Below are 14,415 nucleotides of genomic sequence, written 5' to 3'. Positions count from 1 at the left end.
TCGCGCCATCCATGGCGCTCACGCCCCCGCAACCGGACCCACCCCGCCTTCGACAGTCTCTCGCGACCTGCAGTAGATCCACGCCATGCGTGGATGCTCTTCGTTTCATTGTCGAATTACTCGATTTCGATGGAGATTCATCCACGCATGGCGTGGATCTACAATCCCTCCATGTCCTCCCTCGCCCTGCCCTGGAATGGCACGCTGCTGCTGGATGCTCACGTGGCGGTGCTGCAGGGCCATGCCGGTGACAGCAGCGTACATGCGCACTACGCCCATCAACTGCTGCTGAGCGACGGTACGCCCTGGCAGGTCGAAGTCGATGGCGTACGGCAGCAGGGCCAACGGCTGTGGCTGCCGTCCTTCCAGCCGCACGCGATCCTGTCGGCGCCGGAAGCGGGCTGTACGGTGTTCCTTGAGCCGGCGCATGCCGACCTCGAACAGATCCAGCAGCACCTGCACTCGCTGCCCGGCACTGCGATGGAACTGCACGACTGGCTGCCACGGTTGAGCCGCCCACAGCCGCTGGACCGCCGCGTGCAGGCGGCGTTGGCCCGTATTGCCCAGCACCTGCCCGGCCCGGTGCCGGCTGCCGACATTGCCGAAGCCGCGCACCTCTCGACCAGCCAGCTGCACCGGCGTTTCCAGTCCGAGCTGGCGGTGACCCTGCGCGGCTGGGTGCTGTGGCAACGGTTGCGCCGCGCGCTGATGCATCATCTGAGCGGTCACAACCTGACCGACAGTGCGCATGCCGCTGGATTCGCCGATCTGGCCCATCTCTCGCGCAGCCTGCGCCGCATGTTCGGCATCGGTGCCGCGCAGCTGCAGGGCCTGCAGCTGCACGCGGCCTGACATGTTCAATCATTCGCGCCTGCGCAGGCCTTCCGGCAACTCCGGCACCTCGCCATGCGGCAGTTCGCGGAACGGCGCCAGCAGCTGCCCGGGATAATCGCGCGGATAGTCCGGCTGGCTGCCGATGCCAAGGTCGCGTTGCTGCAGCCGATAACCCGGCGCATCGAAGGCGGTCCCCAGCAGATGGTCCCAGGCGGTCAGGAACAGGCCGAAGTTGACGTCGCCCGCGGTGCCGTAACGCATGTGGTGGAAGCGGTGCAGCGGCGCCCAGGCCATCACCCGGCCGAGCACGCCGGGACGCATGTCCACGTTGGAGTGCTGCAGCAGCAGCTGGATGGCAATGGCGAAAGCCAGCACCGCAGCCACCGGCATCGGCAGGCCCAACAGCAGCAGCGGCAGCACGCCGCCCACCGCTTCGGCCGCCTGATGCAGCGGGTGTTTCATCAGCCCGTTGAAGCCGTACATGCGGGTGACGCTGTGATGCACCGCATGCAGCCGCCACAACCAGCCGATGCGATGGCTGGCGTAGTGCACCAGGGTGATGCCGAGATCAGCGCAGACGATGGCCAGCAGCACCTGCAGCGCGAATGGCCACTGCACCGGCCACAACTGCCACGGAATGATTGCCGCCAGCAGCGGCACCGCCGCGATCGACAGCAGGTTCAGGCTTTCGTTGACCAGTGCATGCAGGGTGTCACGCAGGCTGTCGCCGTGGTCGTGGTTGAACGCGGGGTCGTACGGCCAGGCACGCTCGGCGGCGAACGAGAGCGCGATGGCGGCCGCCAGCAAGGCCAGCAGCCACAACGGATCACCGTGGCAATGGCCGACCCAGACGACGGCAGTGGCAACGAAGCCCAGCAGGAACAGCGGGGCATACAGGCGGAGCATCCAGTGCTTCATGGGCAACCCGGAAAGTGAGGGGCCTGCATGCTGGCGTGGCATGCCGGTTACGGGCTTGAACAAACAGCGCAACCCGCGCGCACCGGGTAGACGCCGACCTTGGTCGGCGCCGCGTTTCCCACATCCACGCATGGCGCGGCTCTACAATGGCGCCCTCATCGCGCCCGGGGCCGGCATGGATTCCTTCAACCTGATGCGTGCCTTCCGCCGCATCGTCGAACGCGGCGGGCTGGCCCGCGCTGCCGAAGACCTGGGCATGTCGCCCGCCGGCCTGAGCAAGCAGCTGCGCACGCTGGAAGCGCATCTGGGCGTGGTACTGCTGCAGCGGACCACGCGGCGCATGAGCCTGACCGAGACCGGCCACGCCTATTACCGTGAATGCTGCCGCCTGCTCGACGAGCTGGACGCATTGGAACGTGGCATCGCCGAACAGCGCGGCGACGTAGCCGGGCGCCTGCGCGTCAATGCGCCGCAGTCGTTCGCACTGAGCACGCTGTCGCCGCTGCTGCCGCGCTTCCTGCAGCAGCATCCACAGCTGTCGCTGGACCTGGTGATGGAAGATCGCCTGCTCGATGCAGTCGGTGAGGGTTTCGATGTGTCGCTGCGGCTGCGTGCCGAGCTGGATGATTCACGCCTGGTGGCGCGCCGGCTGGCGTCGCTGCAGCAGGTGCTGTGCGCGGCCCCGTCCTACCTGCGGCAGCATCCGGCACCGCAGGCGGTGAACGATCTGCAGGCGCACAGCGTGCTGGCCTACAGCCTGTCCGACTCACCGGGCAGCTGGCCGTTGCTCGGCCCCGATGGCCAGGTGACGATCACCCTGCCAGCGCGCGTCACCGTCAACAACAGCCTGCTGCTGCGCGACCTGCTGGTGGCCGGCATGGGCATCGGCGCCCTGCCCTCGTTCCTGGCGGCACCCGCACTGGCCCGTGGCGAACTGCGGCAGGTGCTGCCCGACCACCGCTATCCGCCGCGCTTCGTGCATGCGGTCTACCCCACCTCGCGCCACCTGCAGCCCAAGGTGCGTGCCTTCATCGATTTCCTGCACGCCGAGCTGCCCGGCTGCGCCGGCCTGGATTCGTAACCGCCAGCGAAAACTGAGCTGCCCGCGGCGTGCTGTTTCGGCCACGCCGCACTGCCTACTCTGCCGCCTCCCCTCTCACCGATGGCAGGCAGATGTCTTCCGTTCCTTCCCCCGCCACCGCCGCGCCGGTGGTCGATTTCTTCCACGACGTGGTCTGCGGCTGGTGCTTCGTGCTGGCCCCGCGCCTGCAGCAGGTCTCGGCCGAACTCGGCATCCAGGTGCGCCACCGCAGCTTCGTGCTGCAGGACTCGCGCGCGCAGATGGTCGAGGTGTTCGGCTCGATGGAGCGCGCCAAGGCGATCATCCTGCGCCACTGGACCGACTGCGCCGCGCATGAAGACACCGCGCGCATCGATATCGAAGGCATGCGCGCACAGGACTTCGAGTATCCGTCCGGCTGGCTCGGCGCACTGGCCTGCCAGGCCGCCGGCATGCTCGGTGGCAACGACGCCCATGGCGCGATGTTTGATGCCGTGCAATGGGCGCACCTGCACCAGCACCGCAACATCGGCGACGCCGAAGTACTGCTGGATATCGCCGAATCGCTGGGCCATCCACGTGGCGCCTTCGCTGACCACATGCGCAGCGACGCAGTACGCCAGCGCGTGCAGGCCGATCGTGCCGAAGCCGCTGCCCTCGGCATCCGTTCCATACCCACCGTGATCGGCGGCAACGGCCTGCGCCTGCAGACCCTGCCGCTGCCACACCTGCGCCAGGCCCTGGCGCCCCTGGTCGCGGCCTGAGCCGCACCCTCCCCCACCCTGCAAGGAGATTCCCCATGACCCCACATACCCTGGCCACCGCGCTGGCCCTGCTGCTGGCCGGCACCGCCGCGTCCACCACCGTGTCCGCACACGAACGCGTTCCCTCCGGCCAGCAGGTCGGCACCAGCCCCTGGGGGCCGAAGGACGAGATCGGTCGCCTCAACCTGATCACCGAAGCCTCGCGTGCGGCGATCCTGTCACGGGTCAGCGGCGGCAAAGCCTATGACCTGGCCACCGAATACTACGTCGGCATGCCCAGCTGGCAGGATGCCGGCGACCCGCACTACCAGTTCTGGATGACCCACACCCCGCGCGGCACGGTGATGGACGACCCGATGGGCGTGGGCGAGACCATGAACCTCACCCGCAGCTACACCGGCACCGCATTCTCGATGTACAGCCACACCGGCACCCACATCGATGCGCTGAACCACTTCGGCATCCACGGGAAGATCTGGAACGGCTTCGAGGCCGACAAGCACCTCGGCGACCGTGGCTGGAATGTCACCGGCATCGAGAAATTCCCGCCGCTGATCGCGCGTGGCGTGCTGATCGACGTGGCCGGCGCCAAGGGCGTGGACATGCTGCCGGACAGCTATCGCGTCACCCGCCAGGACCTGAAGGATGCGCTGGCACGCCAGAAGGTGGAACTGCAGCAGGGCGACGTGGTGCTGATCCGCACCGGCCGCATGCGCCTGTTCGAGCAGCCCAGGGCCTACATGGCCAACCCGCCGGGCATGGGCCTGGACGCGGCGCGCTTCCTGGTCGAGGACAGCGGCGCGATGATCGTCGGTGCCGACAACCTCAGCTTCGAGACCTTCCCCTCGGAGGTGTCCGACGACTACGTGCCGCTGCACACCTACCTGCTGGCCCAGCAGGGCGCGCCGATCATCGAGCTGGTGGCGCTGGACGAACTGGCCCGCGACAAGGTCTACGAGTTCGCCTTCATCGGCGGCCCGCTGAAGATCCGCGGCGGCGATGCCGCGCCGCTGCGCCCGGTGGCGCTGCCGGTGCGCCCGTAACCAGGGCCTGTGGGTGCCGACCTTGGTCGGCACTCCTTTACCCCTTCAGCAACCTGAAACCGGACCCTCCGATTTCATTAGTAATTCTACTCACAAGACGAGTAGCATGTCTGGTCTCAGCCCCTGATACCGGCCCGTCGATACTCGCGCCATGCCCGCCGTTTCCGCCCGTTCCTGCCGTTTCCAGCCCGCCCGGCGCCTCCCTTGGAGGGCCGGCTGATGGGTGCCGTCGTCGCCCTCGACCGGCTGCTGGACGGGCGCCAGCTGTGGCGCGGCCCGGCCCGCCAGGGGCCGGCCAGCGACCACCTGGCCAGCGGGCACCCGGCATTGGACGCACGCCTGCCCGGCGGTGGCTGGCCCACCAGCGGGCTGTGCGAGGTACTGCAGGCGGCGCCCGGGGTGGGTGAGCTGGCGCTGGTCTGGCCGGCGCTGGCCAAGCTGAGCCTGCGTGACCGCCCGATCGTGCTGGTCGCCCCGCCCTATCGCCCGCATGCCCCGGCCTGGGCGGCAGCCGGGCTGGACCTGGCCCAGCTGCAGATCATCCACGCCGCGCCGAAACAGGCGCTCTGGGCCACCGAGCAGTGCCTGCGCTCTGCCGCCTGCGCGGCGGTGCTGTGCTGGCCACACCAGGCCGACGATCGCGCCCTGCGCCGGCTGCAGGTCGCCGCCGACAGCGGCCAGTGCCTGGGCTTCGTGTTCCGCGAGGCGCAGGCGGCGCGCAATCCCTCTCCGGCCAGCCTGCGCCTGCAGCTCGACCACGGCCAGGTGCGGGTGCTGAAGTGCCGAGGCGGCCTGCCGCCGGCGCAGCCGTTGCCGCTGGCCATCGCCCACTGAGGCCGCGCCATGCACTGGGCCTGCCTGTTGTTGCCGCAGCTGGCGCTGGACAGCGTGCTGCGCCTGCAGCCGGATCCGCAGCGCCCACTGGTGCTGCTGCAGGGGCCGGCACAGCGTCGCGTACTGCGTGCGGTCAGCCCGTCGGCACGCGCAGCGGGGCTGCGCCCGGGCATGCTGCTGTCGGCTGCGCAGGTGCTGGTGCAGGACATGCACCTGCACGATTACGATCCCAACGCCGAACAGCACACCCGGCAGCTGCTGGCCAGCTGGGCCTACGCCTACAGCTCCCAGGTCAGCCTCGATTTCCCGCATGCACTGGTGCTGGAGATCGGCGCCAGCCGCGCCCTGTTCGGTGACTGGCTGACGATCCAGCAGCGGCTGCGCAACGAACTGCACGAACTCGGCTTCCGTCACCGTCTGGTGGCCGCACCTACCCCACATGCCGCGCGCGTGCTGGCCAACGTCCACGATGGCCTCGGCATCGATGCACAGCAACTGCCGGCGGCGCTGGCGCAGTTGCCCCTGCCGCGCTGCGGACTGCCCAACGAAGCGGTGACGGTGCTCGGCCGCTCCGGCCTGCGCACGCTGGGCGCAGTGCTCGAGCTGCCGCGCGACAGCCTGGCCCGGCGCTTTGCCCCCGAGGTCCTGCAGCAGCTGGATGCACTGCGTGGGCTACCCACCGCGCCACTGCGCTACTACCAGCCACCGGACCGTTTCGATGCACGCATCGAATTCGAGTACGAGATCGAATCCAGCCAGGCCCTGTTGTTCCCGCTGCGTCGCCTGCTGCTGGACCTGGCCGCGTTCCTGTGTTCGCGCGATGGCGGCGTGCAGCGCTTCGACCTGCATTTCGAGCACGACCTGCTGCCGGCCAGCGTGCTGACCATCGGCCTGCTGGCACCGGAACGCGATCCCGCGTTGCTGTTCGAGATCGCGCGCAACCGCATGGAAGCGTTCGCCCTGCCGGCCGGCAGCCGCGCACTGCGCCTGCAGGCCGAACAGCTGCCACCGTTCGTGCCCGCCGCGCGCGACCTGTTCGATACCCGCCCGGCACAGGCGATGCCCTGGAACCAGCTGCGCGAGCGCCTGCGCGCGCGGTTGGGCGATGACGCCGTGCAGCCGCTGGCGGTGCAGGCCGACCATCGCCCCGAACGCGCCAGTGGCAGCCAGCCTGCGGCCAAGCCTCCGTCGTACTGGCCGCTGCGCCCTGGCTGGTTGCTGGACACTCCGCAACCGCTGCGTGATCCGCGGCTGCGCATCGTCACCGGGCCGGAGCGGATCGAATCGGGCTGGTGGGACCAGGCCGACGCGCGCCGCGACTACTACGTGGTGGAAACCGCACACGGCCAGCGCGGCTGGGCTTTCCGTGAGCGCAACGATCCGCATGCGCCGTGGATGCTGCACGGCTGGTTCGGCTGAGCCGCCATGCACAGCGAACTGCCCGGCTACGCCGAACTGCACTGCCTGTCGGCCTTCAGTTTCCAGCGTGGTGCTTCGATCGCCGAAGAGCTGTTCGCGCGCGCCGCCGGCCAGGGCTACCGCGCGTTGGCGATCACCGACGAATGCTCGCTGGCCGGCATCGTGCGTGCCTGGCAGGCGGCGAAGGCGCATGGCGTGGCGCTGATCGTCGGCGCCGAATTCCAGGTCGAGGACGGACCCAAGCTGGCCCTGCTGTGCACCGACCAGGCCGCCTATGCCGGGCTGTGCCAGTTGATCACTACCTGCCGGCGGCGCGCGGCCAAGGGCGAGTACCGTTGCCTGCGCGAGGACCTGCTCGGCCTGCCCGACGGCCTGCTGTGCCTGTGGCTGGACCGGCAACCGGCCGCCACCGACCTGGAACTGCTGCGCGCCGGCTTCAATGATCGGCTGTGGCTGGCGGTGGAACTGCACCACGAGCACGACGACGCACGCCGCCTGCAGCAGCTGCAGGCCTTCGGCGAACGCCACCGCCTGACGCTGGTCGCCAGTGGCGATGTGCACATGCACGTGCGACGCCGCCGCGCCCTGCAGGACACGCTGACCGCGATCCGCCATCGTTGCAGCGTGGCCGAAGCCGGCTGGCGCCTGTTTCCCAACGGCGAGCGCCACCTGCGCCCGCGCACCGCGCTGGCCCAGCTGTATCCCGCCGAACTGCTGGCCGAGACCCTGCGCATCGCCGAACACTGCCACTTCACCCTGGAACAGCTGCAGTACACCTATCCACGCGAGCTGGTGCCGGAGGGGCATGACCCGGACAGCTGGCTGCGCGAGCTGGTCGAAGAAAAGATTCCCTGGCGTTGGCCAGACGGCATCAAGGACGCACAGCGCAAGCAGATCGAACATGAGCTGGCGTTGATCCGGGAGAAAAACTACGCCTCCTACTTCCTTACCGTGCATGACATCGTGCGCTTCGCCCGCAGCCAGGACATCCTCTGCCAAGGGCGTGGCTCGGCGGCCAATTCGACGGTGTGCTTTGTGCTGGGCGTGACCGAGATCGATCCTGCGCGCAGCAATCTGTTGTTTGAACGCTTCATCTCCGCCGAGCGCAATGAGCCGCCGGACATCGACATCGACTTCGAGCACGAGCGCCGCGAGGAAGTGCTGCAGTACGTGTTCAAGCGCTATGGCCGCGAGCGCGCCGCACTGACCGCAGTAGCAATCAGCTACCGTGGCCGCAGCGCGATCCGCGACGTCGCCCGTGCGCTCGGCCTGCCGATGGACCAGGTCAACGAACTGGGCGCGGCAATGGATCATTGGGGCGGCAACATCCCATTGCCGGAAACCCTCCGCGAGCGCGGCTTCGACCCGGACACGCCGCTGATGCGGCGGCTGCTGTCACTGACCAATGAACTGATCGACTTCCCGCGCCACCTGTCTCAGCATCCGGGTGGTTTCGTCATCTCCGAGCATCCGCTGTCGACCCTGGTGCCGGTGGAAAACGCGGCGATGGCCGACCGCACCGTCATCCAGTGGGACAAGGACGATCTGGATGCCACCGGCCTGATGAAGGTCGACTGCCTGGCGCTGGGCATGCTCACCGCCATCCGCAAATGCCTGGCGATGTTGAAGCAGCACGGCCTGCATGAAGGACGCATGGATGCGATCCCGCCCAAGGATGCAAAGACCTTCGACATGATCTGCGCCGCCGATACCATCGGCGTGTTCCAGATCGAATCGCGCGCACAGATGGCGATGCTGCCGCGCATGCAGCCACGCACGTTCTATGACCTGGTGATCGAGGTGGCGATCGTGCGCCCTGGCCCGATCCAGGGCGACATGGTGCACCCCTATCTGGAGCGGCGCCGGATCCTGCGCGAACAGGGACCGGACGCGTTGAACGACCCGGACAACCCGCTCTACCCACCGCAGCTGGAACGCGTATTCGCACGCACGCTGGGCGTGCCGCTGTTCCAGGAACAGGTGATGCAGCTGGCGGTGGAAGCGGCCGGCTACACGCCGGGCCAGGCCGATGCCCTGCGCCGCTCGATGGCGGCATGGAAGCGCCGTGGCGGCCTGGAACCGCATCGCGAGAAGCTGCTGGCCGGCATGCTCAATAACGGCTTCAGCCGCGAGTACGGCGAGCATCTGTTCGAGCAGATCAAGGGCTTCGGTGATTACGGTTTCCCGGAAAGCCACGCCGCCAGCTTCGCCCTGCTGACCTATAACAGCTGCTGGCTGAAGTGCCATCACCCGGCCGCGTTCACCGCCAGCCTGATCAACAGCCAGCCGCTGGGCTTCTACAGCCCCGACCAGCTGCTGCAGGACGCGCGCCGGCATGGCATCCGCGTGCTGCCGGTGGACGTGCGCCACAGCGACTGGGACTGCACCCTGGATTTCAGCAGGGGCGCGGCCGCGATCCGGCTCGGCCTGCGCCTGGTCGATGGCTGCAACGAGCCCGCCGTGCAGGCCATCATGCGCGAACGTGCGCGGCGCCCGTTCGACGATGTCGGCGACCTGTGCCAGCGCACCGCCCTGGACCGCCGCCAGCAGGGCCTGCTGGCCGATGCCGGTGCGTTGCGTGGGCTCAGTGGCCATCGCCATCGTGCACGCTGGGATATCTCCGGCGTGGAAAACCGGCTGCCGCTCTTCGACCAGGCCCGCGCCACCGCCGAAGCCCGCGTGCCGTTGCCCCTGCCCAGCGCCTGGGAGGACATGCAGGCCGATTACCGCAGCACCGGCACCACCCTCGGCCGCCATCCGATCTCATTCCTGCGTGCGCAGCTGCGCAGCCGTGGCTGCCTGGATGCCGCGCAACTGGCGGGCCATGGCCATGGCCGTCGCGTGCGCATCGCCGGCCTGGTACGCATGCGCCAGCGCCCACAGACCGCCAGCGGTGTCACCTTCCTCACGCTCGAGGATGAGACCGGCATGGTCAACGCCGTGGTCTGGCGGCACCTGGCCGATCGCCAGCACGGGGTGCTGGTCGATACCCAGCTGATGCAGGTCGATGGCCGCCTGGAACGCGTCGATGGCGTCCAGCACGTCATCGTGCAACGCATGCACTGCCTGGATGAACTGCTGCAGGGACTGCGCAGCCACAGCCGCGATTTCCACTGACGCCGGGAATCACCGCGTAACGGCCACTGGGTGATGTCGAGCAGGTAGAGGTAGAGTCGACTGTCAGTCGACTTGCGCGCGCCAGCGCGGGAATCTCCGTGATCTGATCGAACAGCGGTCGACTGACAGTCGACTCTATCCATCCCCTTTTGCATCCGCTATCGTCGGCACATCCAAGGAAGGACCACCCGATGCCCCGTGCGCTGCTGCTGACCACACTGGTGGTCTCCACCCTCGCCCTGCTTGTTTCCGGCTGGACCGCCTGGAACCTGCATCGCAGCCAATCGCCACAGCGCATCATCGAAGCACGCGGCCTGGTCATCCACGATGCAAGCGGCCAGCCGCGGGTGATCCTCGGCGCACCGGTCCCCGACCCGCTCAGCCAGGGCCGCACCCAGGGGCCGCGCGCCACCGCCCTGTCTGGCCTGATCCTGCTTGGCCCCGACGGTTCCGAGCGTGGTGGTTATGGCACCAGCGACCGCGGCGGCGAAGCCCTGCTCACCCTCGACGATGCCACCGGCACTACCGAAGTATTCAAGGTCGTCGCCAACCCGGATCGCGGCGCCAGCCTGATGGTCAAGCACCAGAACAACACCGGCGCCATGCTCACCTCCTGGCAGGGCAAGCCGGAGCTGATGTTCGTCGATGACAGCGGCCAGTCCTACTACGTGCGCCCTGGCGCCAACGCCGCGCCCTGATCGGCTTCTGTAGCGTCGAGCCATGCTCGACGCTACACCCCGCACACGGCCGCCAGGTCATCGGCCAGCTGCCGCAGCTGCGTCGTCCCCAGCGCCGCACAGGTGATGCGCAGACCATGTCCCGGCGCCGCCACCGCGAACACTTCGCCCGCCCGCACATGCCATCCGCGCGAAGCCAGTGCCAGCACCTGAGGATGGCTGTCAGCCGACAACGGCAGCCACAGGTTCAATCCCTCCATTGGCAGCGGCGTCGGCATGCCACGCGCGCGCAGCAACTCCTGCAGCGACTGCAGGCGCTGCTGGTAACGCTCACCTGCCGAGGCGATCTTCGCCCGCTGCGTTGCCGACGCCAGCACCGACGTCGCCGCATCCTGCAGCAGATGACTGACCCAGCCGGTGCCGGACGCCAATCGCAGCCGCAACCGCATCGCGGTTTCTTCATCGCAGGCCAACCAGGCCAGGCGCAGATCCGGGCCGAGCGGTTTGGACAACGAACGCAACAGCGCCCAGCGCCGGCCATCCAGCGGCAGCACCGAGTGATAGGCCTGCTGCGAGAGCAGCGCATAGTGATCGTCGATCAACACCGCCACCTGCGGGTAGGCCGCCAGCAGCTGGCGCAACGCCCGTGCCCGCTTCGCATCCAGGCTGGCCCCGGTCGGGTTGTGCGCACGCGGGGTCAGCAGCACCGCACGTGCACCGGCCTCCAGCGCCTGCCGAAGTGATTCGACCTGCATGCCATGCGCGTCCACCGCCACCGGCAACGGCGCGTGGCCCACGGCATTGAGCACATTGAGGCTGCCGAGGAAGCACGGATCCTCCACCGCGATGCGATCCCCCGGCAGCAGCCAGGCCGCCAGCAGGCGTTCAATGCCATCGACCGCGCCATGGGTCAGCTCCAGCGCATAACCCGCCGGGCAGTCCGCATCCAGCGAGGCGCGCGCCAGCGCCTGCAACCTCGGGTCGACCGTGCCCACGCCATACAGCCGCGGTGCGGCCGGGGCCAGGCGCAGGTTCGGCAGCAGGCGCGGATCCGGATTGCCACCGGCCAGGTCCTGCAGCGCCAGCCCGGGCGTACTGCCCTCGCGCGCCAGCGGCGGCGGCAGGCCACGCACCACCGTGCCGCGGCGGCCCGCCGTGCTGGCCAGGCCCGCCGCATCCAGGCGCTTGTAGGCAGCGGCCACGGTGTTGCGGTTCACGCCCAGCTGCTCGGCCAGTTCACGCACCGGCGGCAGCACGCTGCCGGCCGGCAAGCGGCCCTCGCCGATGCCCTCACGGATGCTGTCGAAGATCGACTCGGCACTGTGCCCGGTGATTTTCATTTTGTCCTATGCCAAAATATCTCTTGTCCTGTGCCAGTGTATCCCACCCTGGCCGCCCTGCATTGGAGGTGCCCGCATGCCCCTTGCCGCCGCCGACTGGCCCGTCGCCCAGTCCGTTGAACAGATCGCCGCCAACCTGGTCACGGTGCGCCAACGCATCGCCGATGCCTGCGCCCGCGTCGGCCGGGACCCGGCCAGCGTGCGCCTGCTGCCGGTCAGCAAGACCGTCGATGAAGCCCGCATCCGCATGGCGGTGGCCGCAGGCTGCCACGAACTTGGCGAGAACAAGGTGCAGGAGGCACAACGCAAGGCCGAAGCGATGGCCGACCTGGGCGTGCACTGGTCGGTGATCGGCCATCTGCAGACCAACAAGGCGCGCTACGTGGCACGCTTTGCCAGCGAGTTCCAGGCGCTGGACAGCCTGCGCGTAGCCGAGGCCCTGCAGCAGCGCCTGCAACTGGAAGAGCGCACCCTGGACGTGTTCGTGCAGGTCAACACCTCGGCCGAACCCAGCAAGTACGGACTGGAACCCGACGCGGTCGAGGCCTTCGTGCAACAGCTGCCAGCCTTCGATCGCCTGCGCGTGCGCGGCCTGATGACCCTGGCCATCTTCACCCCCGACGTCGAGCGCGTGCGCGCCTGCTTCGTGCGCCTGCGCGAACTGCGCGACCAGCTGCAACGCACCGCCCCGCCCGACCTGGACCTGTCGCAGCTGTCGATGGGCATGTCCGGTGATTTCGAAGTGGCCATCGAGGAAGGTGCCACCGTGGTCCGCGTCGGCCAGGCCATTTTCGGCGCCCGCGCCACCCCGGACAGCTTCTACTGGCCGAACAGCGGAGCCCCGGCATGAAGCACGCGGTTGTCCTGCAGCACGTTGGCTTTGAAGACCTCGGCACCCTGCAGCCACTGCTGTTGGCGCAAGGCTGGCAGCTGCAGCTGCTGCAGGCCGGCGTCGATGCGCTCGATGACGCCGAAACCGCCGACCTGCTGGTCGTGCTGGGCGGTCCCATCAGTGCCAATGACACAGGGACCTACCCCTCCGTCAACGACAGCATTGCCCTGCTGCAGCGCCGGCTGCAGCGGCAGCGGCCGACCCTGGGCATCTGCCTGGGTGCACAGCTGATGGCGCGGGCACTCGGTGCCAGCGTCGCTCCCAGTGGTGGCAAGGAAATCGGCTTTGCGCCACTGCTGCTGACCGATGAAGGCCAGCGTTCTCCGCTGCAGTCCCTGCAGGGCATTCCGGTACTGCATTGGCATGGTGAGGCGTTCGAACTTCCGGCCGGTGCACGCCGCCTGGCCAGCACGCCGGCCTGCCGTCACCAGGCCTTCGCCATCGGCAGCCACGCACTGGCCCTGCAATGCCATCCGGAACTGGACGCCCGCCAGTTCGAGCGCTGGCTGATCGGCCACACGCTGGAGCTGGCCCAGGCCGGCATCGATCCCAACGACCTGCGCGCACAGGCGCGTCGCTATGGCGCACCGCTGGCAGCGGCCGCCACCGCGATGTTCGACCATTGGCTGCAGGACCTGCCGGAGACACCGCAATGAACTACCGATTGCAGATCCACCGCGATGGCGCCCACTGGGGCCACTTCGACTGCAGCGGCCCCGATGCCCTGCAACGCATGGACGCCATTGCCGCACAGCTGCCTGCCGATCAGGGCTTCCAGCTGAAACGGCAGAAAGGTGTCGGCGAAGAGCGCATCCTGTCCAGCAATGCCGATGGCCTGCGGGTACTGGCTTCGCAGATCCAGTACCGCGACATCTGACCCGATGGTAGTGCCGGCCGCTGGCCGGCATCCGGATCTTCCGGCCAGCGGCCGGCACTACCGCGGCTGTTCGCCCGCGTGCGAAGCTTCACGCATGTTGACCCTGCATCGCGGCAACCACCACGGACTGCTCATCGCCCCGCGCTGGCCCTCCACCCGCATCCAACTGGAAGAAGAGGTACTGCAACGCCTGCTCGACGCGCAGGCGATGCTGCCTGCCGGGTTGCGCCTGCTGCTCACCCGTGGCTTCGAACCCGGCCACAGCCGTCTCGGTGGCTTCCGCCGCGCGGTACGACGGCTCGGCATCGCAGCATTCCGCACCTGCTACCCGCAACGCCGCGATGAGATCGATGCCATCTTCGGTGCCAACGGGCACGACATCGATGGCCGTCATGTCGATGTCTCACTGGTACTGCACGGCAAGCGGCTGCGGCTGCTGCCCCTGGGCGTGTTCACCCCACTGCGCTGGCAGGATCGTCGCGTTGCCCGTCATTCCGAAGCCGTCGTGCAGGTGAAGCGCAGCCTGCAGCAGTGCGGCTTCGAGCTGCATCACAACGCCACCGAAGCCCTGCAGATCCACTGCGACTATCGTCCGCGCTGACGCCGCGGTGACCCATGCGTGCCGTGCCTCGCGCCATGG

Annotated in this window: 14 protein-coding genes; 12 read left to right on the top strand and 2 right to left on the bottom strand. The window is 68.4% G+C overall.

Annotated elements, in window-relative coordinates; all coding sequences use genetic code 11:
- Positions 1-147 precede the first annotated feature (147 nt).
- Positions 148-852: an AraC family transcriptional regulator gene (locus AC5P9L_RS05535; RefSeq protein WP_262101609.1), complete on the top strand. Its 705-nt coding sequence runs from the start codon at positions 148-150 to the stop codon at positions 850-852.
- Between the two features lie 9 nt (positions 853-861).
- Here AC5P9L_RS05535 and AC5P9L_RS05530 read toward each other — a convergent pair whose 3' ends face one another.
- Positions 862-1,740, bottom strand: a complete 879-nt coding sequence (locus tag AC5P9L_RS05530) for a sterol desaturase family protein (RefSeq protein ID WP_223846425.1) — start codon at positions 1,738-1,740, stop codon at positions 862-864.
- Positions 1,741-1,882: 142 nt separating this feature from the next.
- On the opposite strand from AC5P9L_RS05530, the gene AC5P9L_RS05525 reads away from it, so the two are divergent.
- The 7 genes from AC5P9L_RS05525 to AC5P9L_RS05495 all read left to right on the top strand — a co-directional run bounded on the left by AC5P9L_RS05525 (position 1,883) and on the right by AC5P9L_RS05495 (position 10,687).
- On the top strand, positions 1,883-2,833 hold the full coding sequence (locus tag AC5P9L_RS05525) for a LysR family transcriptional regulator (RefSeq protein ID WP_315974372.1): 951 nt from the start codon (positions 1,883-1,885) through the stop codon (positions 2,831-2,833).
- 92 nt (positions 2,834-2,925) lie between these two features.
- Positions 2,926-3,576 (top strand): DsbA family oxidoreductase, encoded by a 651-nt coding sequence (locus AC5P9L_RS05520; protein WP_012480588.1) that lies wholly within the window; start codon positions 2,926-2,928, stop codon positions 3,574-3,576.
- Between the two features lie 35 nt (positions 3,577-3,611).
- Entirely contained in the window at positions 3,612-4,619 is a 1,008-nt protein-coding gene (locus AC5P9L_RS05515) for a cyclase family protein (protein WP_088428866.1), read from the top strand.
- A 219-nt stretch (positions 4,620-4,838) separates the two neighbouring features.
- Complete coding sequence (gene imuA, locus AC5P9L_RS05510; RefSeq protein WP_005413787.1) at positions 4,839-5,453, top strand: translesion DNA synthesis-associated protein ImuA; 615 nt, start codon at positions 4,839-4,841, stop codon at positions 5,451-5,453.
- A gap of 9 nt (positions 5,454-5,462) precedes the next feature.
- A complete protein-coding gene (locus tag AC5P9L_RS05505) occupies positions 5,463-6,872 on the top strand; it encodes a Y-family DNA polymerase (RefSeq protein WP_005413788.1) in 1,410 nt (469 codons plus the stop codon).
- A gap of 6 nt (positions 6,873-6,878) precedes the next feature.
- On the top strand, positions 6,879-9,989 hold the full coding sequence (locus tag AC5P9L_RS05500) for an error-prone DNA polymerase (protein ID WP_262101607.1): 3,111 nt from the start codon (positions 6,879-6,881) through the stop codon (positions 9,987-9,989).
- Positions 9,990-10,180: 191 nt separating this feature from the next.
- Positions 10,181-10,687, top strand: coding sequence for a hypothetical protein (locus AC5P9L_RS05495; protein ID WP_005410054.1), 507 nt, complete (start codon positions 10,181-10,183; stop codon positions 10,685-10,687).
- Between the two features lie 32 nt (positions 10,688-10,719).
- Here AC5P9L_RS05495 and ptsJ read toward each other — a convergent pair whose 3' ends face one another.
- The gene (gene ptsJ, locus AC5P9L_RS05490; RefSeq protein ID WP_059034701.1) at positions 10,720-12,006 is read right to left on the bottom strand and encodes a MocR-like B6 salvage transcription factor PtsJ; all 1,287 of its coding nucleotides are present in this window, start codon (positions 12,004-12,006) and stop codon (positions 10,720-10,722) included.
- 76 nt (positions 12,007-12,082) lie between these two features.
- Here ptsJ and AC5P9L_RS05485 point away from each other — a divergent pair, with 76 nt between their 5' ends.
- The 4 genes from AC5P9L_RS05485 to AC5P9L_RS05470 all read left to right on the top strand — a co-directional run bounded on the left by AC5P9L_RS05485 (position 12,083) and on the right by AC5P9L_RS05470 (position 14,376).
- Entirely contained in the window at positions 12,083-12,856 is a 774-nt protein-coding gene (locus AC5P9L_RS05485) for a YggS family pyridoxal phosphate-dependent enzyme (RefSeq protein WP_005413791.1), read from the top strand.
- Entirely contained in the window at positions 12,853-13,554 is a 702-nt protein-coding gene (locus tag AC5P9L_RS05480; RefSeq protein ID WP_043034682.1) for a glutamine amidotransferase, read from the top strand. Before AC5P9L_RS05485 ends, AC5P9L_RS05480 begins: the two co-directional genes overlap by 4 nt.
- Entirely contained in the window at positions 13,551-13,775 is a 225-nt protein-coding gene (locus AC5P9L_RS05475) for a hypothetical protein (protein WP_005410058.1), read from the top strand. The genes AC5P9L_RS05480 and AC5P9L_RS05475 overlap by 4 nt, the downstream gene beginning before the upstream one ends.
- A 94-nt stretch (positions 13,776-13,869) precedes the next feature.
- Positions 13,870-14,376 (top strand): hypothetical protein, encoded by a 507-nt coding sequence (locus AC5P9L_RS05470; protein WP_059034713.1) that lies wholly within the window; start codon positions 13,870-13,872, stop codon positions 14,374-14,376.
- Positions 14,377-14,415: the final 39 nt, after the last annotated feature.

The sequence above is a fragment of the Stenotrophomonas sp. YJH_SMC_64 genome (genome assembly GCF_059371375.1).
Note: the sequence above shows the minus strand (reverse complement) of the source record. Positions and strands in the feature narration are given on the sequence as shown.

Coding starts and splice junctions, on each gene's coding strand:
- AC5P9L_RS05535 (WP_262101609.1), top strand. CDS start 148: ATGGCGTGGATCTACAATCCCTCCATGTCCTCCCTCGCCCTGCCCTGG.
- AC5P9L_RS05530 (WP_223846425.1), bottom strand. CDS start 1,740: ATGCTCCGCCTGTATGCCCCGCTGTTCCTGCTGGGCTTCGTTGCCACT.
- AC5P9L_RS05525 (WP_315974372.1), top strand. CDS start 1,883: ATGGCGCGGCTCTACAATGGCGCCCTCATCGCGCCCGGGGCCGGCATG.
- AC5P9L_RS05520 (WP_012480588.1), top strand. CDS start 2,926: ATGTCTTCCGTTCCTTCCCCCGCCACCGCCGCGCCGGTGGTCGATTTC.
- AC5P9L_RS05515 (WP_088428866.1), top strand. CDS start 3,612: ATGACCCCACATACCCTGGCCACCGCGCTGGCCCTGCTGCTGGCCGGC.
- imuA (WP_005413787.1), top strand. CDS start 4,839: ATGGGTGCCGTCGTCGCCCTCGACCGGCTGCTGGACGGGCGCCAGCTG.
- AC5P9L_RS05505 (WP_005413788.1), top strand. CDS start 5,463: ATGCACTGGGCCTGCCTGTTGTTGCCGCAGCTGGCGCTGGACAGCGTG.
- AC5P9L_RS05500 (WP_262101607.1), top strand. CDS start 6,879: ATGCACAGCGAACTGCCCGGCTACGCCGAACTGCACTGCCTGTCGGCC.
- AC5P9L_RS05495 (WP_005410054.1), top strand. CDS start 10,181: ATGCCCCGTGCGCTGCTGCTGACCACACTGGTGGTCTCCACCCTCGCC.
- ptsJ (WP_059034701.1), bottom strand. CDS start 12,006: ATGAAAATCACCGGGCACAGTGCCGAGTCGATCTTCGACAGCATCCGT.
- AC5P9L_RS05485 (WP_005413791.1), top strand. CDS start 12,083: ATGCCCCTTGCCGCCGCCGACTGGCCCGTCGCCCAGTCCGTTGAACAG.
- AC5P9L_RS05480 (WP_043034682.1), top strand. CDS start 12,853: ATGAAGCACGCGGTTGTCCTGCAGCACGTTGGCTTTGAAGACCTCGGC.
- AC5P9L_RS05475 (WP_005410058.1), top strand. CDS start 13,551: ATGAACTACCGATTGCAGATCCACCGCGATGGCGCCCACTGGGGCCAC.
- AC5P9L_RS05470 (WP_059034713.1), top strand. CDS start 13,870: ATGTTGACCCTGCATCGCGGCAACCACCACGGACTGCTCATCGCCCCG.